The 25,747-nt window shown below is 42.4% G+C and carries 23 protein-coding genes and 2 pseudogenes; 20 read left to right on the top strand and 5 right to left on the bottom strand.

What is annotated here, in order from left to right:
• Positions 1 to 135: 135 nt before the first annotated feature.
• A complete protein-coding gene (locus tag LC048_RS15285; RefSeq protein ID WP_226600383.1) occupies positions 136 to 558 on the top strand; it encodes a respiratory nitrate reductase subunit gamma in 423 nt (140 codons plus the stop codon).
• Between the two features lie 129 nt (positions 559 to 687).
• Here LC048_RS15285 and LC048_RS15280 read toward each other — a convergent pair whose 3' ends face one another.
• Positions 688 to 1,260: an MEDS domain-containing protein gene (locus LC048_RS15280; RefSeq protein WP_226600171.1), complete on the bottom strand. Its 573-nt coding sequence runs from the start codon at positions 1,258 to 1,260 to the stop codon at positions 688 to 690.
• A 259-nt stretch (positions 1,261 to 1,519) separates the two neighbouring features.
• On the opposite strand from LC048_RS15280, the gene LC048_RS15275 reads away from it, so the two are divergent.
• A complete protein-coding gene (locus LC048_RS15275; protein WP_226600173.1) occupies positions 1,520 to 2,236 on the top strand; it encodes a YwiC-like family protein in 717 nt (238 codons plus the stop codon).
• A gap of 61 nt (positions 2,237 to 2,297) precedes the next feature.
• Here the strand turns inward: LC048_RS15275 and LC048_RS15270 are convergent, their stop codons facing one another.
• Entirely contained in the window at positions 2,298 to 2,990 is a 693-nt protein-coding gene (locus LC048_RS15270; protein ID WP_226600174.1) for a Crp/Fnr family transcriptional regulator, read from the bottom strand.
• Between the two features lie 224 nt (positions 2,991 to 3,214).
• On the opposite strand from LC048_RS15270, the pseudogene argC reads away from it, so the two are divergent.
• From argC to argF, 7 genes and pseudogenes are all read left to right on the top strand, one after another.
• A pseudogene (argC, locus tag LC048_RS15265) lies at positions 3,215 to 4,250 on the top strand (N-acetyl-gamma-glutamyl-phosphate reductase).
• A gap of 11 nt (positions 4,251 to 4,261) precedes the next feature.
• Positions 4,262 to 5,497 carry a bifunctional ornithine acetyltransferase/N-acetylglutamate synthase gene (gene argJ, locus LC048_RS15260; protein WP_306048003.1) on the top strand — a complete coding sequence of 412 codons (1,236 nt, stop codon included), beginning with the start codon at positions 4,262 to 4,264 and terminating at the stop codon, positions 5,495 to 5,497.
• Positions 5,498 to 5,519: 22 nt separating this feature from the next.
• Complete coding sequence (argB, locus tag LC048_RS15255) at positions 5,520 to 6,281, top strand: acetylglutamate kinase (protein WP_371932070.1); 762 nt, start codon at positions 5,520 to 5,522, stop codon at positions 6,279 to 6,281.
• Complete coding sequence (locus tag LC048_RS15250) at positions 6,281 to 7,435, top strand: acetylornithine transaminase (RefSeq protein ID WP_306048002.1); 1,155 nt, start codon at positions 6,281 to 6,283, stop codon at positions 7,433 to 7,435. The genes argB and LC048_RS15250 overlap by 1 nt, the downstream gene beginning before the upstream one ends.
• 76 nt (positions 7,436 to 7,511) lie before the next feature.
• Positions 7,512 to 8,591, top strand: a complete 1,080-nt coding sequence (locus LC048_RS15245; protein ID WP_226600182.1) for a carbamoyl phosphate synthase small subunit — start codon at positions 7,512 to 7,514, stop codon at positions 8,589 to 8,591.
• Complete coding sequence (locus LC048_RS15240; protein WP_226600183.1) at positions 8,584 to 11,685, top strand: carbamoyl-phosphate synthase (glutamine-hydrolyzing) large subunit; 3,102 nt, start codon at positions 8,584 to 8,586, stop codon at positions 11,683 to 11,685. The genes LC048_RS15245 and LC048_RS15240 overlap by 8 nt, the downstream gene beginning before the upstream one ends.
• Positions 11,682 to 12,638, top strand: coding sequence for an ornithine carbamoyltransferase (gene argF, locus LC048_RS15235; protein ID WP_306048001.1), 957 nt, complete (start codon positions 11,682 to 11,684; stop codon positions 12,636 to 12,638). Before LC048_RS15240 ends, argF begins: the two co-directional genes overlap by 4 nt.
• A 195-nt stretch (positions 12,639 to 12,833) precedes the next feature.
• Here the strand turns inward: argF and LC048_RS15230 are convergent, their stop codons facing one another.
• On the bottom strand, positions 12,834 to 13,646 hold the full coding sequence (locus LC048_RS15230) for an undecaprenyl-diphosphate phosphatase (protein ID WP_226600185.1): 813 nt from the start codon (positions 13,644 to 13,646) through the stop codon (positions 12,834 to 12,836).
• 153 nt (positions 13,647 to 13,799) lie between these two features.
• Between LC048_RS15230 and LC048_RS15225 the strand changes: the two genes are divergently transcribed.
• From LC048_RS15225 to LC048_RS25100, 3 genes are all read left to right on the top strand, one after another.
• A complete protein-coding gene (locus LC048_RS15225; protein WP_079508079.1) occupies positions 13,800 to 13,982 on the top strand; it encodes a YjzC family protein in 183 nt (60 codons plus the stop codon).
• Positions 13,983 to 14,132: 150 nt separating this feature from the next.
• Positions 14,133 to 16,046, top strand: coding sequence for a Clp protease N-terminal domain-containing protein (locus LC048_RS15220; protein ID WP_371931911.1), 1,914 nt, complete (start codon positions 14,133 to 14,135; stop codon positions 16,044 to 16,046).
• Positions 16,047 to 16,048: 2 nt separating this feature from the next.
• Positions 16,049 to 16,732, top strand: coding sequence for an AAA family ATPase (locus tag LC048_RS25100; protein WP_371931910.1), 684 nt, complete (start codon positions 16,049 to 16,051; stop codon positions 16,730 to 16,732).
• A gap of 157 nt (positions 16,733 to 16,889) precedes the next feature.
• On the opposite strand, the gene LC048_RS15215 is transcribed toward LC048_RS25100, so the two are convergent.
• Entirely contained in the window at positions 16,890 to 17,078 is a 189-nt protein-coding gene (locus LC048_RS15215; RefSeq protein WP_226600187.1) for a YjzD family protein, read from the bottom strand.
• A 261-nt stretch (positions 17,079 to 17,339) separates the two neighbouring features.
• Here LC048_RS15215 and LC048_RS15210 point away from each other — a divergent pair, with 261 nt between their 5' ends.
• The 4 genes from LC048_RS15210 (at position 17,340) to LC048_RS15195 (ending at position 20,282) form a co-directional block, all read left to right on the top strand.
• Positions 17,340 to 18,077: an alpha/beta hydrolase gene (locus LC048_RS15210; RefSeq protein WP_306048000.1), complete on the top strand. Its 738-nt coding sequence runs from the start codon at positions 17,340 to 17,342 to the stop codon at positions 18,075 to 18,077.
• 68 nt (positions 18,078 to 18,145) lie between these two features.
• On the top strand, positions 18,146 to 18,973 hold the full coding sequence (locus LC048_RS15205) for an NAD-dependent epimerase/dehydratase family protein (protein ID WP_306047999.1): 828 nt from the start codon (positions 18,146 to 18,148) through the stop codon (positions 18,971 to 18,973).
• 223 nt (positions 18,974 to 19,196) lie between these two features.
• Positions 19,197 to 20,069 carry a BMP family ABC transporter substrate-binding protein gene (locus LC048_RS15200; RefSeq protein WP_371931909.1) on the top strand — a complete coding sequence of 291 codons (873 nt, stop codon included), beginning with the start codon at positions 19,197 to 19,199 and terminating at the stop codon, positions 20,067 to 20,069.
• A 24-nt stretch (positions 20,070 to 20,093) separates the two neighbouring features.
• On the top strand, positions 20,094 to 20,282 hold the full coding sequence (locus LC048_RS15195; protein WP_226600191.1) for a ComZ family protein: 189 nt from the start codon (positions 20,094 to 20,096) through the stop codon (positions 20,280 to 20,282).
• 38 nt (positions 20,283 to 20,320) lie between these two features.
• Here the strand turns inward: LC048_RS15195 and LC048_RS15190 are convergent, their stop codons facing one another.
• A complete protein-coding gene (locus tag LC048_RS15190; protein WP_306047998.1) occupies positions 20,321 to 20,578 on the bottom strand; it encodes a hypothetical protein in 258 nt (85 codons plus the stop codon).
• A 340-nt stretch (positions 20,579 to 20,918) separates the two neighbouring features.
• Between LC048_RS15190 and LC048_RS15185 the strand changes: the two genes are divergently transcribed.
• From LC048_RS15185 to LC048_RS15170, 4 genes and pseudogenes are all read left to right on the top strand, one after another.
• Complete coding sequence (locus LC048_RS15185) at positions 20,919 to 21,851, top strand: beta-ketoacyl-ACP synthase III (protein ID WP_226600193.1); 933 nt, start codon at positions 20,919 to 20,921, stop codon at positions 21,849 to 21,851.
• A gap of 60 nt (positions 21,852 to 21,911) precedes the next feature.
• Positions 21,912 to 23,153 (top strand): beta-ketoacyl-ACP synthase II, encoded by a 1,242-nt coding sequence (fabF, locus tag LC048_RS15180; RefSeq protein WP_306050519.1) that lies wholly within the window; start codon positions 21,912 to 21,914, stop codon positions 23,151 to 23,153.
• 516 nt (positions 23,154 to 23,669) lie between these two features.
• Positions 23,670 to 24,653: an ABC transporter ATP-binding protein gene (locus tag LC048_RS15175; protein WP_226600194.1), complete on the top strand. Its 984-nt coding sequence runs from the start codon at positions 23,670 to 23,672 to the stop codon at positions 24,651 to 24,653.
• Positions 24,650 to 25,673: pseudogene (locus LC048_RS15170) on the top strand (ABC transporter ATP-binding protein). Before LC048_RS15175 ends, LC048_RS15170 begins: the two are co-directional and overlap by 4 nt.
• Positions 25,674 to 25,747 lie beyond the last annotated feature (74 nt).

Genomic DNA, 25,747 nt, shown 5'->3' with positions numbered 1-25,747 from the left:
ATTCGGCTTTCCAAGAAAAAGTTCTTATTTTAGACATAAACGGCGACTTTTGTCACTGTCACTTCATGCTTCCCCGGTTAGAATGTTAAATGGGGTTCATGTTGAGAGATATGTGTGAGGTGAGAGCAATTGGAAATGCTACAAATCTTTTTATGGATTGTATATCCGTATACTGTTGCAGCAATAGTGGCAATGGGGCTCGTTTGGCAATATGACGAATCAAGAGAAGAAGAAACGCGTTCGAAGGCAGGAAGTTTTCTGCTTGTCGTCGTGAAGACGCTAATGGTTGCCAGCACAGCAACAGGCATTGCTATCGTGCTGTCGAGCAGTATAGCCTACGAACCAGTATTGCTGTTTAGATGGCTCATCAGCCTTGCCCAATTGCAGCCAGATATGAGCCTGGTCACGGACGTATCCATTCTCTCAAAGGTGCACTTTATTATTGTTTTCCTGTTCCTACTAAGCCTGGCATTCACGAAGGAAATTTACTATTTATTAAAACCGCATTTATATATAAAGAAAATCTATTTAAAACTGCAATTCGATAGAAGAGGCTGAATTTAGGTTTTGTTATAGATTGAATAACGAAATCAAAAGAAGCTATGTGAAATAGTACTACTTGTTTAGGTAATGGTTAAGTAAAAAGTGACATAAAAAACGCTTAGGGGGGCTCCTAAGCGTTTTTCTTTATCTTTGACCACTTGGTAATTGGTATTCATCAGAGACTGTGAAATTATCATCTTTTAGAACATAAGGGTGTGTTTCCAACAGGATTTTTATGAGATGGTCTGGCATTTTCAGCCCTTCGTAAGCACAAATCAGTGGAAAATAAAGTGTGTTTACAGCTTCGTCTACAATTCTTTCAAAATCTTCAATGATATGCAGTGGGTCTTTCATAGAGGCCCACTCAACATGTGCCCAGGATCGGAAAGAGGTTCCATTTTCTATATAAGGCTCCACCATCTTATTAAAATAATCCAGTATTGCAGGAGGATGATAATTGCCGCTGGAATAATAAAAATCAAAGTTGTTAACCCAATGAACAAATTCCATTTGATCTTCCGCTAATCGTGAGCTTAGTTCTTTGTTGATTAAACGAAATAGAGGTTCATTTTCAATGAAGATAACATATTCTTCCGCCATAACGGCGTCTTCTATGTAACTAACAGCTTGTTCAATGTATTTATCTAATTCATTATAGGCATACAGGACATGGACGCTCCGTTTGTCTTTAAACAACTGATTCATTTGGTTTTTCATTTGATCACCCCTTCTTTTGCAATCACCTTCCAGTTTACTACAATTCTGTTTATAAAGAAATGGCTGTACAAGTTGAATTCGCTGACTAAGGGGCTCAGGCTTTTTGATAAAAATAATGAACGAATGCCTTTATAAATATGTTGTTTTTGACAGTTCGGTGTCATTTTGATATCCACACTGATATATGTGATGTGTTTCACTTATGCATTCCTTTGCCTGCTTTATATTTAAGTTAGGAAACATAAGGGAGTGTTCATTCATGAAGTTATTTATGCCAAAACAGCATGGGGCCTGGGCGATGTTGATCATCCCTTTCTGGCTTGGGGCAGCGGCAAGTGAAATAGTTTGGCAGCATATCCCGTTTTTTATTGGATGGCTATTATTATATTTAGGCACATATCCACTTTTGTTGATGTTCAAGAAAAAGAAAATCCCATATTATCGTAAATGGGTGCTTATTTATATGATCCCCGCTCTTGCGTTCTTAATGGTTCCATTGTTCACGACACCAACAATCGTCACGTTCGGATTTTCGATGATTCCGTTTTTTATGCTTAATGCCTACTTCTCTGCTAAAAATAAAGACCGGGCGCTGCTGAATGATCTAAGTGCCATCGTTGTATTTTCTATAGCCGGTTTGGCCAGCAGCTTTCTGCCAAATGGGGAAATCAATGAAAACGCACTGCTTGTTTTTACTTCCAGTATTCTATTTTTTACCGGAAGTACATTTTATGTGAAAACTATGATTCGCGAAAAGAAGAACAGCCAATTTAAATGGATTTCCTGGACCTACCATCTATTGGTACCTGTACTGTGGCTCGCAGCTGGAGAAGTCATAGTCGCTGTTGCCGCAGTAGCAAGCTTGATCAGAGCTGTAGCATTTTATGGAAAACCGCTTTCTGTCATGAAGGTAGGGATATACGAAATCGTGAACGCAGTGCTTTTTTTTATCATCATGCTGTTTGCGATCTTGTAATGATAGTCAATGCGAAAACAGAGAATAAGTAAAGCCGCCAGTGATGCACTGACGGCTTTTTCTATTCTATATTGCATATCTCTATCGGGCAATTTTCACAATCTATTTCTCTCTTCAGCTTATTGAGTGCATGGACGGTAATGAATCCTTTATCAATGGAAATGATTTTACTTTTCCTTAAATCGCTCAATAATCTGTTCACGACTTCGCGTGAGGTTCCACAAAAGTTTGCGAGCTCCTGGTTCGTCAGCGATACATCAATCTTCAAGCCGTCTTCTGTTTTTACTCCGTAACTGTTTACCATCCGGATCAGCGTTGAGTACAAAGCCCCTTTTTTACCATGAAGGACCAGGTCTCTGAACCTTGTTTGCGATTTGCGGTGCTGCAGGGAAAGCCATTTAACAAGTTCCAGTGCCAGCCCGCTATCCTTTTCAATTTCAGCCTCTAGCTTATCCTTTTGAATAACCGCCACGGTCCCGCTTTCTGAGGCGCGGGCATTCAAGATATGCTGAGATGCTGGGCTGAACAATGACAACTCACCAACCAATTCGCCAGCTGAACACATTCTGATTGTTAATTCTCGTCCATCTGGTACCATTTTGCTTATCTGAAATTTCCCGCTCTGGATAATGTACAGCTCAGCTGCGGCATTACCTTCTTCAAAAAGGAAGCGTCCTTTGTCAATACTCTTTATTCTGTGGACTTTTTCAAAAAGCTTATTCAAATTTGGTGACAACGTTGTTGCAGTCAACATATGAATACCACCTTATTTACGGGAGTGATATACTCCCTTCCGTATCTAATATTAATATTATTATATTGTAAAGCATACAAAGCCAGCAATAAAATTGTGAATTGTTCACATATTGTTAATAAATCTATTGCGTTTTCCTTCCGTTGTTTTTATAATAAAAAGAAATTTATTTATAATTATAAAATTATGTGTTTATTTATGCATATGTTGAAAGGAGGTTTCAAGTGAAGGCAGCGATTATTGGTTCCACTGGATATGGCGGAGGAGAATTGATCCGTATCCTGGCAAATCATCCATATTTCCATATTCATTCAATCCACACAACAAGAGATGAAAAACCTGTTTCCGAAGAATATCCCCATTTAACAGGAATTTTCGATAAGGTCCTCACCAAGATTGACACTGATAAAATAGCCGAGGAAGCAGACATTGTGTTCCTGGCAACTCCTTCAAAAGTTTCCGGCAAGCTTGCTGAATCATTTTTTAATAAAGGCATTAAAATTATTGATCTATCAGGTGACCTGAGATTGAAAGACGCATCAGCCTATGAAGCATGGTATAAGCAAGAATCGGTCGATACCTCTATTCTAAATGAAGCAGTATATGGCTTAAGTGAATGGAACAGGGAGCAGATTATGAACGCGAATCTGCTGGCCAATCCAGGCTGCTATCCGACTGCAGCACTCCTTGGGCTGGCACCTGTGCTGACAGAAAAGCTGATTGAGAAGAATAGTATCATAATCGACGCAAAATCTGGTGTCTCAGGAGCTGGAAGGTCTCCATCAATGGGTACTCTATACGCAGAGTTGAATGAAAATTTCAAAATTTATAAAGTGAATGACCACCAGCATATTCCGGAAATCGAACAGCAGCTCAGTCTTTGGAATGGAGAAGAGGTAAAGATAACCTTCAGCACACATCTAATGCCTCTTACCAGGGGAATCATGGCCACAATATATGTCCAGTTAAAAGAAGAGTTAAATACTTCAAGGCTGATAGATTTATATAAGGAAGTATATGATGGCCATCCATTTATAAGAGTAAGGAAAAAAGGGGTTTTCCCCTTCAGTCAAAGAGGTCAAGGGATCGAATTACTGTGATATTGGATTGCATAGTGACAGCAGGACAGGAAGGCTGACGATTGTGTCGGTGATCGATAATTTAGTGAAAGGTGCCGCAGGGCAGGCAGTCCAAAATGCCAATATCATGTTTAAATTAGAGGAAACGGCAGGACTAGAGATGATTCCACTGTATCCATAAAGGAGGAAAATATGTACCAGGCAATGACTGACAAGCAATTAATAAAAAGTGTCCCAGATGGAAGCATTTTGACCCCAAAAGGTTTTCAATGCGGTGGAGTACATGCAGGGCTGCGTTATACAAAGCTTGATTTAGGAATGATTGTTAGCGAGATACCAGCAAGTTGTGCCGCAGTATACACAACGAGTCACTTTCAGGCAGCGCCATTGGTGGTTACTCAGCAAAGTATTGCAAAAGAAAATGTCCTCCGGGCAATCGTCGTCAACAGTGCATGTGCGAATGCTTGCACCGGAGAACAGGGGTATCAGGATGCGTTGAAGATGCGCTCATTGGCAGCAGCAAAAATGGGGATTCCGGAACATCAGGTTGCAGTCGCTTCGACAGGTGTGATTGGTGAATTTATGCAAATGGAAAAAATCGAATCTGGAATCGAAAATCTGGTCATTGGCAAATCAGCTGATAATGCAGAATACTTTCAAACGGCTATCCTGACAACGGATACGGTAATGAAAAGCTGCTGTTATTCTGCCAGGATTGACGGAATAACAGTAAGTATCGGGGGAGCCGCAAAGGGTTCAGGAATGATTCATCCAAATATGGCAACGATGCTAGGCTTTTTAACAACAGATGCAAATATCTCAAGTGAACACCTGACTGCCGCACTAAAAGATGTAACGAATATAACCTTCAATCAAATTACAGTGGATGGAGATACATCAACGAATGATATGGTGCTGGTGATGGCAAATGGAGCGGCAGGGAATCAGCCATTGGACCCGAATCATCCAGAATGGGGAATTTTTGTTGACCTGTTAAAAGAAAGCAGTGCAAGTCTGGCAAAACAGATCGCAAAGGATGGAGAGGGAGCCACTAAACTGATTGAAATTTCAGTATCAGGCGCAATGTCAGAGGAAGAAGCACGAGTGGTCGGAAAACAGATCGCTGGATCCAATCTAGTCAAAACAGCAGTCTATGGTGCAGATGCGAACTGGGGACGAATAATAGGAGCTATTGGTCAGAGTGGGGCATCCATAAATCCAAATACAGTTGATATCTCCCTGGGAGAAATAACAATGCTTAAAAATAGTACACCGGTTGCATTTGATGAAGATCATGCGAGGGAGTACCTGATGAATGACAAGGTTGAAATTTTCGTTGACCTTCATTTGGGTGAAGGAAAAGGAATGGCCTGGGGCTGCGATCTTTCTTATGATTATGTGAAAATAAATGCAAGCTATCGGACATAAAGGGGCGGATTAATTGAAAACTGTGGTCATTAAATGCGGGGGAAGTGTGTTGGAGGAGCTTAATGACAATTTCTTCAATAGTTTAAAGGAATTGATGGAGGATGGATTTTATCCCGTTATCGTTCATGGCGGAGGACCAGCCATCAATTCAATGCTTGATTTGTACCATATACCTGCTAACTTCAAAGATGGTCTTAGAGTGACATGCGAAAAGACAATCGAAATTGTAGACATGGTATTGTCGGGACAGACGAACCGGCAGCTGTGCAGCATGCTGAACAAGCGGGACTTCAATGCTCTCGGTATCAATGGATGCGACGGGCATTGTCTCCAGGCGGATTTCATTGATAAGCAGAGTTTGGGATACGTAGGAACGATCACACATGTAAACAATGACTTGATTATGCTGGCAGTCCAAAATGGCTATATTCCCGTGATGACGCCAATCGGCATTGCCGAAGATGGCAGCAAGCTAAATATAAATGGCGATTATGCTGCTGCATCGATTGCGAAAGCCTTGAAGGCTGAACGTTGCGCATTTGTAACCAATGTTGACGGAATCCTGATAGATGGTGAACTTGTGAATGAAATAACTAATCGTCAAATCGAGAGCTATCTTTCTGATGGAAGTATTTATGGAGGAATGGTGCCAAAGGTGAAATCAGCATTGTCTGCTACAGAGGCAGGCGTAGAGACAGTCATGATTATTTCTGGCAAAAAGCAATTCTATAAAAATAACTGCTGGCACGGAACAGCGATTGCCGCAAAAGCTGAGGTGTTTTAATGAGCCATTTATTCCCGACCTATCAACGATGGGAAATAGAGCCTGTAAAAGGAGCTGGGACGATTCTTTATGACAAGGCTGGAAAGCAATATTTGGATTTTACTTCTGGCATCGGTGTCTGCAATTTGGTCCACCGTCCTGAAGCAGTTGAACATGCAGTCAAGGAACAGCTGGAATTATTCTGGCATGTCTCGAATCTCTTTCCGCAAAGTATCCAGGAAAAAGCAGCGAAAAAGCTCGCAGAGGGTTCAGGACTGGGTTGTGTATTTTTTGCCAATAGTGGAGCCGAAGCAAATGAAGCAGCTATTAAACTGGCAAGAAAAGCTACTGGACGTACCAAAATCATTACATTTCTGCAATCCTTTCATGGCAGGACTTTCGCAGGAATGGCAGCGACCGGACAGGATAAAATCAAGCAGGGGTTTGGAAGCATGCTTGAAACATTTGTTCATCTGCCCTTCAATGACCTTAAGGCTTTAAAAACTGAAATTGATTCTGATACAGCTGCAGTAATGATTGAAATTGTCCAGGGTGAGGGCGGAATCCATGTCGTTAAAAATGAATTTATAAAGGAAGCAGCAAGTGTATGTGCTGAAAGTGGGGTCCTGCTTATTATCGATGAAATCCAGACAGGGATCGGGCGGACAGGGAAGCCATTTGCATTTCAGCATTTTGGGATTGAACCGGATATCATTACCGTTGCCAAAGGTCTTGGGAATGGATTTCCGATAGGGGCTGCCATTGGAAAGGCAGAACTGGCGGAGTTTTTTGGTCCTGGAAGCCATGGCTCGACATTTGGCGGAAACCCTATCAGCATTACTGCTGCGATAGCAGTTATGGACATTATTTTTAAAGAAGAATTCCTAAAAGAGGTATCTGACAAAGGGATACTAATGTTTGAACTGCTGAATAAGGAACTCGGCTGCTTGGAAGTCGTTAAAGAAATCAGGGGACTGGGATTAATGACTGGAATCGAACTGACTGTTGGTACGCAGCCAATTCTTGCTGAATTAAGGCAATCTGGACTGATTGCGTTGCCTGCAGGAGAAAAGGTAGTCCGTCTTCTTCCGCCTTTGAATGTGACAGCAAAGGAGATTGAAAGGGCTGTATCTTTGATGAAAAAAACCATAAGTAAATCTAAGGTAACAGCCTGACAGCATTAAATTTTTTTAATATAGAATGCATAAAAATAAGTTACTTTAAATAAATATACATTTGGAGAGGTGTCTGATGAAAGGATATCTGCATCTGGCTGACGGCAAGACATTTCAGGGACACTTGGATGGATCGCTAGCTGAAGAGGGAGTTGTCGGTGAGATTGTATTTTATACAGGAATGACGGGTTATCAAGAAGTGCTGACTGATCCTTCATACAAGAATCAAATCATTGTTTTCACGTATCCACTGGTGGGCAACTATGGCATCAATGATAAGGATTTTGAAAGCAAGAAGCCACATGTTGCAGCCGTAATCGTTTTAGAAGCTGCTAAAACAGCTTATCACTATGAAGCCAAGCACTCACTTACTGAATATCTTCAGAAATGGGAAATCCCTTTACTACAGCATGTTGATACTCGAGAGCTCGTGAAATGCATACGTGAGAACGGCACAATGCCAGCACTTTTATCATGCAAATCAGTTTGTGATTCAAACCGTGAAACATTGAATGCTCTCAAGGTGCAGGAGGTATCCTCTACTGCACCAAAATCTATCGGGATTGGCGACACCCATATTGTGTTAATCGATTACGGTTTTAAGAAATCGATTGCCGACTATCTGATAAAACAAAAATGCCTGGTGACAATTGTTCCTTATAACTATAGCTTTGAGAAAATTGCTGAACTGAGGCCAGATGGGGTGCTTTTATCTAACGGACCTGGTGACCCGAAGGAATTATTCGGTCAGCTTCATGAAGTCAGGAAAGTAATCGAGCATTTTCCTGTATTGGGCATTTGCCTTGGGCACCAGCTGGCTGCGCTGGCGCTTGGAGGCGATACAAACAAAATGCTCTTTGGACATCGCGGGGCAAACCAGCCAGTTTACGATATGAAAAGCAATCGGGTATTCATGTCCTCGCAAAACCATAGCTATGCTGTTGACCAAAACAGTATCAGCAACACTGGTCTGAAGGTTCGTTTCATCAACAAAAATGATCAGTCTATCGAAGGCCTTTACCATGAAAAGTGGCCGCTGATGACAGTTCAATTCCACCCCGAAGCCAGCCCGGGCCCTGAAGATAGTGTATTTATATTTGAAGATTTCATCAATACAGTAAAATACAGAAAGCGGAGAGAAGTCAGCTATGCCTAAGGATACAAAGATTAAATCAATATTAGTAATCGGTTCTGGCCCGATTATCATCGGCCAGGCCGCTGAATTTGATTATGCAGGGACACAGGCATGCATCGCCTTGAAAGAAGAAGGCTATCGGGTCATCCTTGTAAACAATAACCCGGCAACCGTAATGACAGACAAGATATTCGCTGATTCAGTCTATTTTGAACCGATGACTGTTGAAGGTGTGGAAAAAGTAATCAAGCGGGAAAAGCCGGATGGGATTTTAGGGACTCTGGGCGGCCAGGCAGGATTGAATCTTGTTTTTAAGCTAAGTGAAGAAGGAGTTCTCGAAAAGTACAATGTAAAGGTGCTGGGGACCTCGGTTGCAAGTATTAAGCAAGGTGAAGACAGAGAAGCCTTCCGGAGCTTAATGCATGAGTTGAATGAACCAGTGCCAGAAAGTGAAATTGTTCAAATTATTGAAGAGGCGGTCACTTTTGCTGAGAAGATCGGCTTTCCTCTGATTGTCAGGCCAGCGTACACATTAGGTGGCACAGGCGGCGGGATAGCTGAAACAATGGAAGAATTGATCTTTCTCGTTTCGGGTGGATTAAGTGAGAGTCCAATAAAGCAATGCCTGGTCGAAAAAAGCATCGCAGGCTATAAAGAAATCGAATACGAAATGATGCGTGATGCTGCAGGTACTTGTATCGCCATCTGCAATATGGAGAACATTGACCCAGTTGGCATCCACACAGGCGATTCTATTGTAGTAGCTCCCTCACAGACGCTGACGGATCGAGAATACCAGATGCTAAGGACATCAGCTGTTAAAATCATTTCAGCTCTAGGAATCGTTGGAGGCTGCAACATCCAGTTTGCTCTCGATCCTAATAGCAAAAATTATTACTTAATTGAGGTGAACCCGAGGGTCAGCAGATCATCAGCTCTTGCATCAAAAGCTACAGGATACCCGATTGCACGGGTGGCGGCAAAGCTTGCAGTCGGATACAATCTTGCTGAGATAAAAAACCCTGTAACCGGCACTACCTTTGCCAGCTATGAGCCATCGCTCGACTATGTAGTAGTGAAAATACCGAAATGGCCGTTTGAGCAATTCCCGCAAATCGACAGAAAATTAGGAACACAAATGAAGGCAACAGGGGAAGCGATGGCAATTGACCGGAGCTTTGAACGAGCCTTTCACAAAGCTGTCCGTTCCCTGAACATAAAAACGCTGGATTTACGACTGCCGGCATTTGAAGCATATACTGTTGCACAGCTATATTCATTGGCAGAAAAACAGACAGATCAGCGGATTTTTGCATTGCTCGAACTGTTGCGCCGGGGTGAGCAAATCGAACCTCTCCATGAAAAAACAAAAATAGATTTGTTTTTCCTTCATAGATTCAAGACTTTGACCAGCATTGAGAAGGAGATTGAAGGACGTAAAATCGAGAACATCACAGCTTCAGATTTAAGGTACCTAAAAGAAAAGGGGTACAGTGATTCCTACCTGGCAAAAGAGTGGAAGGTTAGTGAAAAAGTGGTCAGGGAGCTGCGAAAAAAGCACGGAATTACACCTGTTTACAAAATGGTCGATACATGTGCGGCAGAATTTGAATCTGCCTCCAATTATTTTTACTCCAGCTATCTTGGGAAAAATGAGGCGATAGTTAAAAGCGGGAAACGAAAGGTGCTAGTGATTGGCAGCGGTCCGATCAGCATCGGTCAGGGGATCGAATTTGATTATTGCTGTGTGCATGGTGTTTTTGCCCTCAAAGAAGAAAATGTAGAAACAATCATGATAAATAATAATCCGGAAACCGTTAGTACTGATTTTGCCATATCTGATCGATTATATTTTGAACCCTTAACCCTGGAAGACATCTTGAATGTGGTTGAAATTGAAGAGGTAGATGAAGTCATTGTCCAGTTGGGAGGGCAGACTGCATTGAATCTGGCAAAAGAACTCGAGGAAGCGGGAGTCAAGCTGCTGGGAACGAGTTCAGCAACCATTGATATGTTTGAAGACCGGGATCAATTTTACCAGCTGCTCGACAAGCTTAAAATTCCGCGAGTAAAGGGTGAAACAGCTGAAGGCGACAGTGAACTGGTCAGCTCTGTTCGGCGGTTAGGGTATCCAGTATTAATCCGGCCCTCCTATGTCATTGGCGGACTGAATATGGTGGTGCTTCGAAACGCACAGGAACTTAAAAGTGCTATTGATGCAGGAAGTATTTCATATCCTATTCTGGTGGATCAATACCTTGAAGCAACTGAGGCGGAGCTTGATCTTGCGTCCGATGGAGAGCATGTCCTGATTCCTGCCATCATTGAGCACATTGAAAAAACAGGTGTTCATTCAGGGGACAGTTTTTGCATCATTCCAGCCCAAAGCTTTTCTAGTGAAACAAAACAGAAAATGACCGAGTATGCAAAGAGAATCGTCAAGGAATTGAAGTATAAGGGATTAATGAACATCCAGTTCATTGTGAAGGGATGCGATGTGTTCTTGCTCGAAGTAAATCCTCGCTCAAGCAGGACAATGCCGATTGTCAGCAAGATAGCCGGTGTTGATTTAGTTAAAAAAGCGACAAAAATATTGCTCGGGAAATATATTTTGTCGAAAGATGAGGTGTTACTCGACTCTAATGCACGGTACACATGTGTTAAACATCCTGTGTTTTCGAATTTTGCCTTAAAAGGCTTGGATGCAAAGACTGGTCCGCAAATGATATCGACCGGAGAAGGAATCAGCATTGCTTCGACACTTGAAGAAGCATTGAATAAGAGTTTTCATTCAATCAGCGGAAATGCTGTCTACGGAGACATTGCATTTGCAGACGAAAAAGACCTATTGGAAACAAGAAAACTGTCTTCTGGTTCCAATTTAATTCATATCGAAAAAGTAGTCGACCATCAAAAGGTGGCAGCTTTGTATTGTCCTGGTGCATCAGACAAGGATATTTTACTGAGAGAATGGGCGGTGAAAAACCGAAAAATCGTATTGACGCATAAAGAAACTCTCCATGCACTGATAAAAAGTGCCTCGGTTGAAAGTTGGAATGTCAACTCCCTGGAACAATGGCTGAGAGAATCTAATGAGGAAGTGATGGCAGAATGACAGCGCTACAGCAGATAAATATTGATATAAAGGGCAAGGACTTGTTAACCCTGGTCGATTTAGAGCCAGCGGAAATTTTAACGCTGTTAGATAAGGCAGTAGTTTTAAAGCAAAAAACATTGAAAAAGCAATTTGATCATCCACTTAAAGGAAAAGTACTTGGAATGATCTTCGACAAGTCGTCAACACGTACGAGAGTATCTTTTGAGGTAGGCATGATTCAGCTTGGAGGAAGTGCACTTTATTTAAATGGAAACGATCTCCAGCTGGGGCGAGGTGAGACGGTGGCAGACACTGCCCAGGTTCTTTCGCAGTATGTTGATGGCATCATGATCAGAACCTTCTCGCACCATTCAGTTGAAGAGTTGGCCGATTATGCAGACATTCCGGTCATCAACGGTCTGACCGATTTGTACCATCCATGCCAGGCACTAGCTGACCTGCTGACGATCTACGAAAAAAAAGGGACGCTTAAAGGCCTCAAGCTTGCTTACATTGGTGATGGAAACAATGTCGCCCACTCACTTATGGTCGCCTGTACAAAAGTCGGGATGGATGTATGTGTTGCTTCTCCCAAGGGATACTTTCCTGATGAGACGATAACTGCTCGCTGTGCAAACTTTGCAACGCAAAGCGGCGCTAACATGGTCATCACCGAGTCTCCTCAAGAAGCAGTTGCTGACGCGGATATCATCTATACTGATGTATGGACCAGCATGGGCCAGGAACTCGAAAATGAACAGAGATTGACGGATTTTAATGAATACCAGGTGAACGAAACATTGCTCAGAGCTGCAAAGGAAGACTATCTGTTCCTGCACTGCCTTCCCGCCCACCGCGGCGAAGAGGTAACAGCAGAAGTGATCGACGGCCAGCATTCCATCGTATTCGAACAGGCAGGCAACCGGCTCCATGCCCAAAAGGCATTGCTTGTGGAGATATTGAAAGATTAAGTGGTTGAATAGGTGAAAAAGTCCAAAGAGATGTTCTATAAGACCGAATGAGTGGTTAAGGAGCGAAAAGGTCCTATAGGAAGATTCTGTAACCCGAATGAGTAATCCAAGATGCAAAAGGGCAGATAAGAGGACACTCCATATACCTACAAAAAAACACAAAAACCGGCTATTAAGGTAGCCGGTTTTTGAGTATTAAGAAAAGAAGAGGACAAGTGGTCCTACAATGAAGCAGTATATCGCAAAGTATTTCAAGTTTCCTCGCGCCATGATATTCATAAACCATTTTAAAGAGAAGTAAGAGGCAATCAGTGATGCAATGAACGCAAAGATATATGGCACTGCTAATTCTCCAAGACGTTCATCAAGTAAAAGGTCAGAAAACCCGAGAATCATCCCTCCGAAACTAACTGGAATATAAAGCAGGAAAGAGTACCTTAGCGCAGTTTCCTGTTTCATGCCTAGGCTCATCGCAGCGACAATGGTCGCACCAGAACGACTGATTCCGGGAATAAGGGCAACTGCTTGGGCAAGTCCGACAATAATGGCATCTTTCAGACTTAAATCGCCGTCATTCTTGCGGCCACGCAGGTTTCGGATCAGCCAGAGAGCAAGGCCAGTAATGATCAGTGTTACGCCGACAGTTTTAATATCAGCTAATTTGTCCTCGATAAAATCCGCGAATAGGACCCCTATGACTCCTGCAGGAATCGTTCCAACAATCAAATAAATGATGAACATAAAGTCAGATTTTGCTTCGGGATCTTTACTTTTAAGATAGACAATCCCGTTCACGATTAACCGGATGATATCGGCTCTGTAAATTAACAAAACAGCAAAGAGTGAAGCTGAATTCATCAATAGAGCAAAACTCATTCCTTCAATTTTAAGTTTAAAAAAGTGCTCTGCTATTTCAAGATGTCCGCTTGATGAAACAGGAATTGGTTCAGTAATACCCTGGAATAGGCCTAGAAATATGTATTTAATCAGTTCATAGAAATTGTCCATATGGTTTTTAATTTCCTCCACTTAATTTATAAACTCATTACACTAATGTACCGTATAACCTTTTTTTTTGGAAGGATAAATTAAGCATAAATACTTTATTTAAATCAGTAAATAATAAAATTGCCGGAATACTTTAATGAAGGAGGATGGCAAATGGGTCAAAGTCATCAATTTCGTGCTGGACAAAAGGCACCAAATAATGGGATTTATATTGAAATTGGAGAAACAGGCAGCAATGTCAATAATCCGCAAAAAATCAAACTAAAAGCTGGGGACCGTTTTCCGGAAAACTCCAATCACAATCGCCACTGGACGTACATGCCAAAGTTCAAATAAAAAGTTCAAGATCCTGTTCATTCAGGATAAAAGCAATTTCCGGAATAAAATCATAATTCAGTAAAGCCATCCAGTGCGGATGGCTTTACTATTTGGGAATTTTTATTATAATATAATTAAAGGTCAAAAAAGGTCAAGGAGTGATTGGGCATGAATTTAAATAAGATGACCGAAAGTTTGCAGAAAGCATTTGTTTCAGCCCAGACCCTGGCTGTTCAACATAATCACCAGGAAGTGGATGATGCACACCTGCTGCTTGCCCTACTTGAAGAGGATGGCAATCTGGCGGCAACATTGCTTACTGGTATCGGAATGAAAATGGAGCATTTTATAGATGGATTAAATCTTACCCTGTCAAAGAAACCTCAAGTTTCAGGAAGTGGTGTAGAACAGGGGAAATTATTTATTACCGCAACGCTTCAAAAGGTTTTAGCTCAGGCCGAAAAGGAAATGAAACAGTTTGAAGATGACTATTTGTCCGTAGAACATGTTTTGTTGGCCGCTCTTGAAATTCCTGGATCTGAATCTGGCGGAGCAATGAGAAAATTAGGAGTTAGCAAAGAAAAATTATTAGCAAGAATTAAAGAGGTTAGGGGGAACCAGAGAGTGACTTCACAAAACCCAGAAGCAACGTATGAAGTATTAAAAAAATATGGCCGTGACCTTGTCGAGGAAGTCCGGACCGGAAAGGTCGACCCGGTAATCGGCAGGGACAGTGAAATTCGCAATGTCATCCGTATCCTGTCAAGGAAGACGAAAAACAATCCGGTCCTGATTGGGGAGCCAGGCGTAGGGAAGACAGCTATTGTAGAAGGGCTCGCCCAAAGGATCGTTCGCAGGGATGTTCCGGAAGGCTTAAAGGAAAAGACAATTTTTGCACTCGACATGAGCGCCCTGATAGCAGGTGCGAAATTCCGGGGAGAATTTGAAGAGAGATTAAAAGCGGTCTTGAATGAAGTGAAAAAGAGTGAAGGGAAAATCCTGTTATTCATAGACGAACTCCATACCATTGTTGGCGCGGGTAAAACAGAGGGGGCAATGGATGCCGGGAATATGCTGAAACCAATGCTTGCTCGTGGGGAACTTCATTGTATCGGTGCAACGACTCTTGATGAACACCGAAAATACATTGAAAAAGACCCAGCTTTGGAACGCCGATTCCAGCAGGTATTGGTTCAAGAACCAGATGTCGAGGATACTGTTTCCATTTTACGAGGATTGAAGGAAAGGTTTGAAATTCACCATGGAGTGAATATCCATGACCGTGCGCTGGTTGCTGCAGCTACATTATCAGATCGTTACATTACGGACCGATTCTTGCCAGACAAGGCGATTGACCTCGTAGATGAAGCATGCGCGATGATCCGTACAGAAATTGACTCAATGCCGACTGAGCTTGATGAAGTGACTAGAAGGGTCATGCAGTTAGAAATTGAAGAAGCTGCGCTAACTAAGGAAAAAGATGATGCTAGCCGAGTCCGCCTTGAAACTCTTCGTAAGGAGCTTGCTAACTTGAGGGAAAAAGCTAATGCAATGAAGTCAAGGTGGCAGAAAGAAAAAGAAGGCATCCAAAAGGTTCAGGAGCAGCGAGAACTGCTGGAAAAACTTCGGCGAGAACTTGATAAAGCGGAAAATGACTATGATTTAAATAAGGCTGCTGAGCTTAGGCACGGCCGAATACCTTCTCTTGAAAAAGACCTCAAGGCACTTGAGCAGGAGGTTAGCAAAAGTGAAGGTGAGAGGCTCCTTCGCGAAGAAGTGACTGAAGATGAAATTGCGTCAATCGTCTCAAGATGGACAGGCATACCAGTGATGAAGCTTGTTGAAGGAGAGCGGGAAAAGCTTCTCAAGCTAGAAAGCATTCTACATGATCGGGTTGTTGGACAGGATGAAGCAGTATCACTCGTATCCGACGCGGTCCTCAGAGCCAGAGCAGGCATCAAGGATCCAAATCGGCCAATTGGATCTTTCATTTTTCTAGGTCCTACCGGTGTAGGTAAAACGGAACTGGCCAAACGCTTGCTCAGTCTTTATTTGACAGTGAAGAACATATCATTCGAATAGATATGTCTGAATATATGGAAAAACATGCAGTATCAAGGCTGATAGGGGCACCTCCAGGTTATGTAGGTTATGAAGAAGGCGGCCAGCTGACAGAAGCAGTCAGAAGAAATCCGTATTCGGTCATCCTCCTTGATGAAGTGGAGAAGGCTCATCCGGAAGTCTTCAATATCCTGTTGCAGATGCTGGATGATGGACGGGTAACGGATTCACAAGGCAGAATGGTCGACTTTAAGAATACGGTCATTATTATGACATCCAATATTGGCTCTCATTACTTGCTTGACCGGCAGGGGGGAGACGAGGAAATTTCCTCTGAAACCAGGGATCTTGTAATGGCCCAGCTTCGCGGCCATTTCCGTCCGGAATTTCTGAATCGTGTGGATGAAATCATCCTTTTCAAGCCTCTGGCATTAAAGGAGATTAAGATGATTGTTGGAAAATTAATAAAGACTCTGCAAGCAAGGCTTGCAGACCAGCAAATTGAGCTGTCAATCACCGATGAAGCAAAAGAGTTCTTAGCTGAGCAAGGATTCGATCCAGTATACGGCGCTAGGCCGCTAAAGAGATTCATCCAGAGGAGCTTAGAAACAAAGCTCGCGAGGGAAATCATTGCAGGCAGAGTTAAAGAGAAGAGCCGGGTGGAAATTGGCGTAGAAAATGGAGATATATCCTTGAATGTAAAGTAAGAAGCTTTAATAGAGAAAAAAAGTCATCCTCTAGGATGACTTTTTTTTCTGAATAAGAAAGTATAAATTCACCTTCTAGAATTGTCTAGCTTCAGCGCCTAGCCCCTCGAGTCGCTTGTCGGGGCTGAACGAGGCGCTTGCGCTTTTCTTATGTACTTTAATGTTGATGATTTTCTTCAGATCCATTTGGAAGAACAGCCGGAATCACAAGGATAATGATTGTTGCCACAATCGCAAGGATCGTGCTTTGAACTAAGTCCAATCCAACACCGATCATCGCACCAGCCACGTAATTTAGCATTAGAACAAGAAGGAATGTCCAGAGTAGTGTCCAGAAATATTTCACGATTTTCACCTCTTACATTATTAAATCTTTTCTCATTTTACCATAAGCCATATAAATTATAAATGAATTTTAATTAAAATGAAAAGCGTTTTCATTGCACATTTCTATATTTCTAAAATATGGTAAAATTAATATGACAATATCATGAGATTTTTTACCCTAAGAGAAGGGATTAATATAGAAAAATGGGCAAATCCCCTTTCATTTCCCGTTAAATAACATACAGTAATATGAATAATCTGTAGGAAAGGGGTTGGTAAGATGGAGAGCCGGAACTTTAAACTGGATACCGAATGGAATGTCATCCATTATCCTCAAAGGACAAATGGTTTCGGTATCCTGACGATTGGAGATGAAAGGCATTTTGTGAACAGCGAAAGCAGCTTCTGGACACAGAATGAAGGTAAACGTTCACTGTTGAACATACTGAAAAACGAAGGGTATACTGTCTTTTATTCAAACTTATTTGGAAGACATTGGGGAAGTGAGAAGGCTGTCGAGTTAACAATGAGACTGTGCAGCCATATCGTCCGCAATGAAATACTGAATAGTTCTTTCCATGTAGTTGCAGAGGGGATGGGGGCACTTGTTGCCTTGAAGCTATTAGCTGATGGTGATTCTAAAATCAGGAGTCTGGTCTTGATCAATCCAATCCTCTCATTGAGTAAGCATTTGGAGCAGGAAAAAGAGAATAAGTTTTTTTATAAAAAGCTTGTTGCAGAACTAGAAGCTGCATATGAAATTGAGATTAGCAAGCTCCTTGAGAGTATTGATGAAGGCTCTTCAAGTCCTGCTTTCAATAAAGAAACGCCAGTAAAAATCATACATGTATTATCAGGAAACAGAGCATATAAGCAGTCAAGTATCATTAAGGATCTCTCATATGATTGGGAAAGAGCGGACCTCCCAGTTACCGTAAGTTACGTACTTCCAGAAAAAGTGCTTCAAGTAGGAAGTCAAATCGTACAATTTTTTACAAAATATGAGCAAGTCCTTTAACTCCCTGCAAATATTTTCAGTTTTAGATTCATAAGATACAAGAGAGTATTTGCAAGGAGGAGTTCAATATGGAAAGGGCAACGATTCTCGGAATATATGACTTTATAGGATATAGTCTGTGCCGTCATATGCTTGATCTAGGCGTTGAGGTAGATGGAATCCACCAGTCAGGAAAGATAGATGATTATTTTACAGAGGAAAAACGTCTTGAAATCGGCCGGAATGCCAACTTCTCAGAAATCAGTCTGAAAGATTGGGAAGCTGAGCAGTCAGAAGGGTTTCTGTTCGTGACTTTGTTTGAGTCGCTCCAGACACGAAATGGCACAAATGATTTATTGAAAGCACTTCTCAGCAAATTAGAAGAACGTCATTTGAAAAAGTTGCCGACAGCTGTTATTCTGCCAGCCTATTGTGCCGAGGAAAATACGGATATTAGAGAGGCAGAAACAAAAATCAGCTCATCTATCAGCAATTGGAAATCTACACTTCTAACCATTTATTTACCGACCATTTATGGTCCCTGGCAGCCGGAAGAGTGTTTTTTCCAGCAAGCGCTCTCTCAATCTTCACTTAATGGCAGGAATGTTCCTCCTATCAGCAAATGGGAGTGGACGCATGATTGCCTGTATATAGATGATGCTGTGAAAATGATAATGGAAATGGCTGAATCAGGCCAACAGGTCCAGTATATACTATCAAGTGGAGAACAGGACAGATGGCTGCAGTGTGCAGAGGAACTGATTGGCCAGGATGCTGCAATCCTCAGGAACGAGGTCGCAGCGCCAGTACTAAAAGAAAGTATTCAAGTCAGGATAGTAGGCCAAAACGAGCAAGTCAGCAAGGGTTTAAGAAGGCAAAAGGAGCAATTTATCCGAATACAGGACAGCAGAGTCTAAGCGAATTTTGTAAAATTACTTTTCAAAGTCGTACTCCAAAGAGTAAAATGGTAAAAAGATTCTTTTAATCGGTTCCATTTTAATAAAGCGAACACTGAATGATTTTAAGGATTTGCACAGTGGCGCATAAAGGAGATGCATCGGATGCTGAAACGTTTCGGGCTAATAATGTTAAGCCTTCTTTTGCTTGGGGGGATGCGGACAACCTCTTTCAACAGGGAAGGTGGAGAAAGTCGGCCTGTTGGTGCCTGAAACTATTAATGATCAGGTGTGGGGGACGAAAGGATATCGAGGACTTCTGCAAATCCAATCCAGCCTGGGAGTTGATGTCTTTTTCAAAGAAGGTATGAGTTCACAGGAAGATGTAGAGGCTGCAGTGAAAGAGTTCGACCGGCAGGGAGTTAACCTCATTTATGGGCATGGAAATGAGTACGCAGCTTATTTCAATAAGATATCAAGGAACTATCCTGACATACATTTTATTAGCTTTAATGGAGATGCCAGAACAAAAAACTCGACAAGCCTAAATTTTAAAGGATATGCCATGGGCTTTTTTGGCGGGATGGTGGCGAGCCACATGTCGAAAACCGGCAAGGTTGGAATCATCGCTGCATATGAATGGCAGCCTGAAGTGGAGGGCTTTTATGATGGTGCGATTTTTGAAAACAAGGATATGAAGGTCGACATTCGTTTTGTTGGACACTGGGATAACCAAAAGAAAGCACTCGATGTTCTTGAAGCTGTATTGGATGAGGGTGCCGATGTCATTTATCCTGCTGGAGATGGGTATAATGTACCCGTGATTGAAAGGGTGAAGGACAGAGGCTTACATATTATTGGCTTTATTTCGGATCAGTCAGATTTTGGTGAGTCGACGGTATTGACGAGTACTGTCCAGCACGTTGATGACTTGTATGAATTGACGGCTGAGAAATTCAATACTGGTGAATTAAAGTCGGGTAACCTATCATTCGACTTTCAGGATGGAGTTATCTCCCTCGGCGAATTCAGTCCAAAAGTCGATTCCAAGTTTAGGGAAAGAATAGGCACTTTTATAAATGCTTATAAAGAAACAGGGAAATTACCCAACCAGTAAATATAATAGAAGGAGATAATCAACATGCAAAGTAATGATAAAACAATGGAGTTCATGCAAATCGCGATGAAATACCTTCCGGAAGCTCAGCAAAAACTTCAGGAGGCAGGCATTGAATTGAATATGGACAATCTGCAGCCATTTTTCACACTTTTCACTAATGTAATGAACGAAGCTTACGAGCTGGGAAAAGCAGATGCTGCAAAAGAATAATATATTCAGGAATAAAAGCTGAGAAGTGTTCTCAGCTTTTATTTTTTTTCTATAAAATGGTCAAAAAGTGGTTTTACCTTGCCCATTAGCGGCTTGAGCTCTCTGGCTGATGTAATCAGTGTATCTACATGGTGCATGACTTCATCTAAATCAATTTTACCTAGATACTGGTTGAGGGGAGAATCGCTTTTTCCGTTTTGTTCACTAGCTTCTTCGTTATTTCTTGGCCGGCCGCCCGAACATAAATTGATCGAAATGAGTATACTCTTTTTCTTCTTGATTGGAACTCTCTTCATTATCTCTCTTTAGCTTGAAACCAAATAAGTCCCTTTCTCTTTCATCTTCCATTTTCACTCCCACCTTTCAATGTTCCGATCTATTTAAAAAACTCTTGAGCAACTGGTTAGACTGCCTAATCTCAGACTGCCTTGGATTGTCAACAACCGGCCTAAAAGCATTGGCCTTCACTGTCAGTTTATGATTGATCAGTCCACTTGGACTAGGGCAGGAGCGGAATTGTTATTTTTCAGTTGCAGTGAAAGAGCAGTTTCTGCTAAAATTAGTACCAAGTCATAATAATTGATAATAAAAGTAAAATGAAATAGACAGAATCTAAGATAAAAGGAGATGGATCCCATGAATGCAGGGATAACTGGGGTTGGGCGTTATTTGCCAGAGGAGGTTGTAACAAACCTTGATTTGGAGAAGAAAATGGATACTTCGGATGAGTGGATCAGAACAATGACAGGGATTGAAGAAAGAAGAATAGCAGGCGACGATATGGAAACTTCGGATTTAGCCTATCGTGCCGCTGTTGAGGCAATTAATAATGCTGGGATCTCAGCTGAGGAACTCGATTTAATTCTTGTGGCGACAGTCACTCCTGACCAGCCCTTCCCGACAGTATCCTGTATGCTCCAGGATCAACTTGGTGCGAAAAATGCGGCAGCAATGGATTTGAGTGCGGCATGTGCCGGATTCATGTATGGAATGGTTACGGGCAAACAATTTATTGAAGCAGGTACTTATAAGTATGTTTTAATAGTAGGTGTAGAAAAGCTTTCCAAGATAACCGATTGGAACGATCGTAACACTGCTGTGTTGTTTGGTGATGGAGCTGGGGCGGTCGTCATGGGACCTGTTCCTGATGGCAGAGGGGTGCTTTCCTTTGAGCTCGGATCTGATGGTTCAGGCGGCAAGCATTTGTACCAGGATGACTATATTGTGATGAATGGCCGTGAAGTTTTTAAATTTGCTGTCAGGCAAATGGGTGAGAGCAGCATTAATGTCCTTGAAAAAGCTGGACTTTCAAAAGAGGATGTTGATTTCCTTATTCCTCACCAGGCCAATATCAGGATTATGGAATCTGCCCGCCAGCGGCTTGAACTGCCGGTAGAAAAAATGTCAAAGACCGTCCACAAATATGGAAATACATCAGCCGCCTCAATACCGATTTCGCTTTTTGAAGAACTGGAAGCAGGTAAGATCAAGGATGGCGATGTAGTAGTAATGGTAGGTTTTGGCGGAGGTTTAACATGGGGAGCAATCGCAATGCGCTGGGGAAAATAAACTCATAAAAAGATGAACTCAATATAAAATACGAGCACAGATAAAGGAGATGCAATAATGATGGAGAAACGCAGAGTCGTTGTTACTGGGATCGGGGCTGTTACGCCTCTAGGGAATGACGCGGGAACTACATGGAACAATATCATTGAAGGTATATCGGGAATCGGACCGGTTACTAGATTAAATCCAGATGACTTTCCTGCAAAGGTTGCAGCAGAAGTAAAGGAATTCAATGTTGAGAACTTTATCGACCGTAAAGACGCTAGGAAGATGGATCGTTTTACACATTATGCTGTCGCGGCATCATTGATGGCTGTGAAAGATTCCTCCTTGGAAATCACCGACGAGAACGCTCCTAGAGTCGGAGTATGGATTGGGTCAGGAATCGGCGGGATGGAAACATTCGAGCAGCAGCACGAAACCTTCATGAACAGAGGATATCGCAGGGTCAGCCCTTTCTTCGTGCCGATGATGATTCCTGATATGGCAGCAGGACAGGTATCGATCACACTTGGCGCAAGAGGATTTAATTCTTGCACAGTCACAGCATGTGCGACTGGAACGAACTCAATCGGGGATGCTTTCAAGGTCATCCAGCGTGGAGACGCTGACGTAATGGTAACTGGCGGGGCGGAAGCGCCAATTACAAAAATGTCTTTTGCAGGATTCTGTGCAAATACAGCGCTATCTACTAATCAAGATCCGCAAAAAGCGAGCAGACCGTTTGACAAAGATCGCGATGGATTTGTTATGGGTGAGGGCGCTGGAATCGTAGTCCTTGAAGAGCTGGAGCACGCATTGGCCCGTGGAGCTAAAATCTATGCTGAAATCGTTGGTTATGGTGCTACTGGAGATGCATATCATATTACCGCTCCAGCACCTGAAGGCGAAGGGGGAGCAAGAGCCATGAAAATGGCGCTTGACGATGCGGAACTTGCACCAGAAGAAGTTGGCTACATTAATGCCCACGGAACAAGTACTGAATATAATGATAAATATGAAACAATGGTCATCAAGACAGTGTTTGGCGAGCACGCGTACAAGCTTGCAGTCAGCTCGACAAAATCAATGACAGGGCATTTGCTTGGTGCAGCAGGCGGAATCGAAGCGATTTTCACGGTTATGGCTTTGAAGGAAGGAATCTTGCCGCCGACGATTAACCTGGAAACACCGGACCCAGAATGTGACCTGGATTATGTGCCAAACTCAGCGCGCAAGCAACAAGTTAATGCCGCAATCAGCAACTCATTGGGCTTCGGCGGCCATAATGCTACAATTGCTTTCAGAAAATATGAAGCTTAAAGAAAAAACGATAAAAGAGCAGAAACCCTATTTGATTTTAAGGTTTCTGCTCTTTTATTTGCTTTTTTTCGCTAACCTCCCGCATCGATAAAAGGAAAGCGTCTGCTTTGCCCGAAAATGTGCTTGTCCCTGCATTTGGGTAAAGGGAAAGCGTATCCATTGCCTGAAAATTAGTCATCCCTCTCATTTAGGCAAAAAGCAGAACACTTCCGTTCCCTGAAAGCATTTCAATCTGAAAAACCTTCATTTGAATTATTCTAACCCCAAAAATAACAACAATCCAACGATCCTTTGCCTGTTTTAATAGATGGCTTAAACTATTTTCCTGCTAAAACAATGGACCTACAAAAAGTCAATTTCTATATTCTTATAAAAAATATTGTAATGAAAAAAGTAATGAAAGTGTAATAAATGAGCACCGTTTCTAATATTTAATAATTATCAGAATCTTTCGCTTGGTCAAAAAGTCATTTCTCTTAATATCAATTTCATTGGGATAGGCGGTGTGCAAGAAACGTGACAGCCTTATTGGAACTAAAAAATCTTAAAACCTATTTTAAAAGGAAAAAGACAATGATTCCAGCAGTTGACGGGGTTGATCTAGTCATCAATAAAGGGGAAACTGTCGCATTGGTAGGGGAATCAGGGTCTGGCAAGAGTATTACTTCTCTATCAATTATGCGGCTCATACCTAGTCCTCCCGGAGAAATTGTGGACGGGCAGATCATTTTTGATGGACGGGATCTTGCTAAGGCAAACGAGGAAGAGATGTGCAAAATTCGCGGGAATGATATATCAATGATTTTCCAGGAACCAATGACATCGCTCAATCCTGTACTTACCATCGGTGAACAAATCACTGAAGTCCTGACATACCATCAGGGCTTGAATAATGCTATGGCGAAGAAAAAGGCAATTGAGATGTTGGAGCTGGTGGGTTTTTCACGTGCAAAGGAAATAATCAATGATTATCCGCACAGGCTTTCCGGGGGGATGCGACAAAGGGTGATGATTGCGATGGCAATGAGCTGCAACCCCAAGCTATTGATAGCGGATGAACCGACAACTGCATTGGACGTGACGATCCAGGCGCAAATACTGGATTTGATGAAGGAGTTGAGCACAAAGTTCGAAACATCGATCCTAATCATTACCCATGACTTGGGAGTGGTTTCAGAAGTTGCTGATCGAGTCGTCGTCCTGTATGCAGGCCAGGTAGTAGAAGAAGCCATGGTTGAAGATTTATTTGAAAATCCGCTGCACCCTTATACCAGTGGTCTAATGGGCTCCATTCCATCGATAGACGAGGACCATTCACGGCTTGCCTCAATTGAAGGAAATGTTCCGTCACCAGAGAACCTTCCAGAAGGCTGCCGTTTTGCACCGCGCTGCCCGCATGCCTTTGAGCGCTGTTTCATTGAACTGCCAGAGCTTGTAAGAAAATACGAGAATCGTTCTGTAAGATGCTTTTTGCATGATATCAAGGAGGTGAAGGAATGACCTCACCAAATGAAACCCTGGAAAAAAACTCACAGGAAAATCGCTCTGAAACCTTGCTTGAATTACAGGATGTAAAAAAGCACTTTCCGATAAAATCTGGCTTGCTGCAAAAGACAGTAGGTCATATAAAGGCAGTCGATGGAATAAATCTGAAGGTGAATAAAGGTGAGACCTTAGGAATCGTCGGAGAATCAGGATGTGGCAAATCAACAGTCGGCAGGACGATTATCCGACTCTATGAACCTACCGATGGGAAGATCATTTTTAATGGCAGGGATATCTCCCATCTATCTGAAAGTGAGCTTCGCAAGGATGTGCGGAAAAACATCCAGATGATTTTCCAGGATCCGTTCGCGTCCCTTAACCCGAGGAAAACACTGAGATCAATCATCAGGGAACCGCTTGATACCCATCGTCTTTATAAAAGCAAGGAACGGGATGAAAAAGTCGAAAGTCTTTTGGAAAAAGTAGGGCTCAATGCTTCATTCATCAATCGGTATCCACATGAATTTTCTGGAGGGCAGCGGCAAAGGATCGGGATTTCAAGAGCGCTGGCATTGCACCCTGAACTGATCGTTGCTGACGAGGCTGTATCAGCATTGGACGTTTCAATCCAGGCCCCAGATTATCAATCTGATGGAGGACCTTCAGGAAGAATTTGGCCTTACTTATCTCTTTATCTCCCACGACCTAAGCGTCGTCAGACATATCAGCGACAGGGTCGGGGTTATGTACCTCGGAAAAATGATGGAGCTTGCTTCAAAAAAGGAGATTTACGCAGAACCGCTCCATCCGTATACACAGGCATTGCTTTCGGCTGTGCCGGTGCCTAGAAAAAAAGGGGCCATGAAGAGGGAACGGATTATCTTAAAAGGTGAGCTACCAAGCCCGGCAAATCCGCCAAAAGGGTGTGTCTTCCATACAAGGTGCCCAGCCGCGTTTGACCTTTGCAAACAGGTTAACCCCGACTTCAAAGAAGTCAAGAGCAATCATTTTGTTGCCTGCCATCTGTATACATAGTGCAGAGCACGACTTGAAAGGAGGAGATACCGGCACCTTTCTATTAATAAGGCTATTTGCGTAAACTTTGTTGG

Source organism: Mesobacillus subterraneus, assembly GCF_020524355.2.
In the GTDB taxonomy this organism is placed as follows: Bacteria; Bacillota; Bacilli; order Bacillales; family Cytobacillaceae; genus Mesobacillus; species Mesobacillus subterraneus_C.
Note: the sequence above shows the minus strand (reverse complement) of the source record. Positions and strands in the feature narration are given on the sequence as shown.

Excerpts from the sequence above, each read along its gene's own strand:
- LC048_RS15285 (WP_226600383.1), top strand. The coding sequence starts at position 136 with ATGCTACAAATCTTTTTATGGATTGTATATCCGTATACTGTTGCAGCA.
- LC048_RS15280 (WP_226600171.1), bottom strand. The coding sequence starts at position 1,260 with ATGAAAAACCAAATGAATCAGTTGTTTAAAGACAAACGGAGCGTCCAT.
- LC048_RS15275 (WP_226600173.1), top strand. The coding sequence starts at position 1,520 with ATGAAGTTATTTATGCCAAAACAGCATGGGGCCTGGGCGATGTTGATC.
- LC048_RS15270 (WP_226600174.1), bottom strand. The coding sequence starts at position 2,990 with ATGTTGACTGCAACAACGTTGTCACCAAATTTGAATAAGCTTTTTGAA.
- argJ (WP_306048003.1), top strand. The coding sequence starts at position 4,262 with ATGTACCAGGCAATGACTGACAAGCAATTAATAAAAAGTGTCCCAGAT.
- LC048_RS15250 (WP_306048002.1), top strand. The coding sequence starts at position 6,281 with ATGAGCCATTTATTCCCGACCTATCAACGATGGGAAATAGAGCCTGTA.
- LC048_RS15245 (WP_226600182.1), top strand. The coding sequence starts at position 7,512 with ATGAAAGGATATCTGCATCTGGCTGACGGCAAGACATTTCAGGGACAC.
- LC048_RS15240 (WP_226600183.1), top strand. The coding sequence starts at position 8,584 with ATGCCTAAGGATACAAAGATTAAATCAATATTAGTAATCGGTTCTGGC.
- argF (WP_306048001.1), top strand. The coding sequence starts at position 11,682 with ATGACAGCGCTACAGCAGATAAATATTGATATAAAGGGCAAGGACTTG.
- LC048_RS15230 (WP_226600185.1), bottom strand. The coding sequence starts at position 13,646 with ATGGACAATTTCTATGAACTGATTAAATACATATTTCTAGGCCTATTC.
- LC048_RS15225 (WP_079508079.1), top strand. The coding sequence starts at position 13,800 with ATGGGTCAAAGTCATCAATTTCGTGCTGGACAAAAGGCACCAAATAAT.
- LC048_RS15220 (WP_371931911.1), top strand. The coding sequence starts at position 14,133 with ATGAATTTAAATAAGATGACCGAAAGTTTGCAGAAAGCATTTGTTTCA.
- LC048_RS25100 (WP_371931910.1), top strand. The coding sequence starts at position 16,049 with ATGTCTGAATATATGGAAAAACATGCAGTATCAAGGCTGATAGGGGCA.
- LC048_RS15210 (WP_306048000.1), top strand. The coding sequence starts at position 17,340 with ATGGAGAGCCGGAACTTTAAACTGGATACCGAATGGAATGTCATCCAT.
- LC048_RS15205 (WP_306047999.1), top strand. The coding sequence starts at position 18,146 with ATGGAAAGGGCAACGATTCTCGGAATATATGACTTTATAGGATATAGT.
- LC048_RS15195 (WP_226600191.1), top strand. The coding sequence starts at position 20,094 with ATGCAAAGTAATGATAAAACAATGGAGTTCATGCAAATCGCGATGAAA.
- LC048_RS15190 (WP_306047998.1), bottom strand. The coding sequence starts at position 20,578 with ATGAAGAGAGTTCCAATCAAGAAGAAAAAGAGTATACTCATTTCGATC.
- LC048_RS15185 (WP_226600193.1), top strand. The coding sequence starts at position 20,919 with ATGAATGCAGGGATAACTGGGGTTGGGCGTTATTTGCCAGAGGAGGTT.
- fabF (WP_306050519.1), top strand. The coding sequence starts at position 21,912 with ATGGAGAAACGCAGAGTCGTTGTTACTGGGATCGGGGCTGTTACGCCT.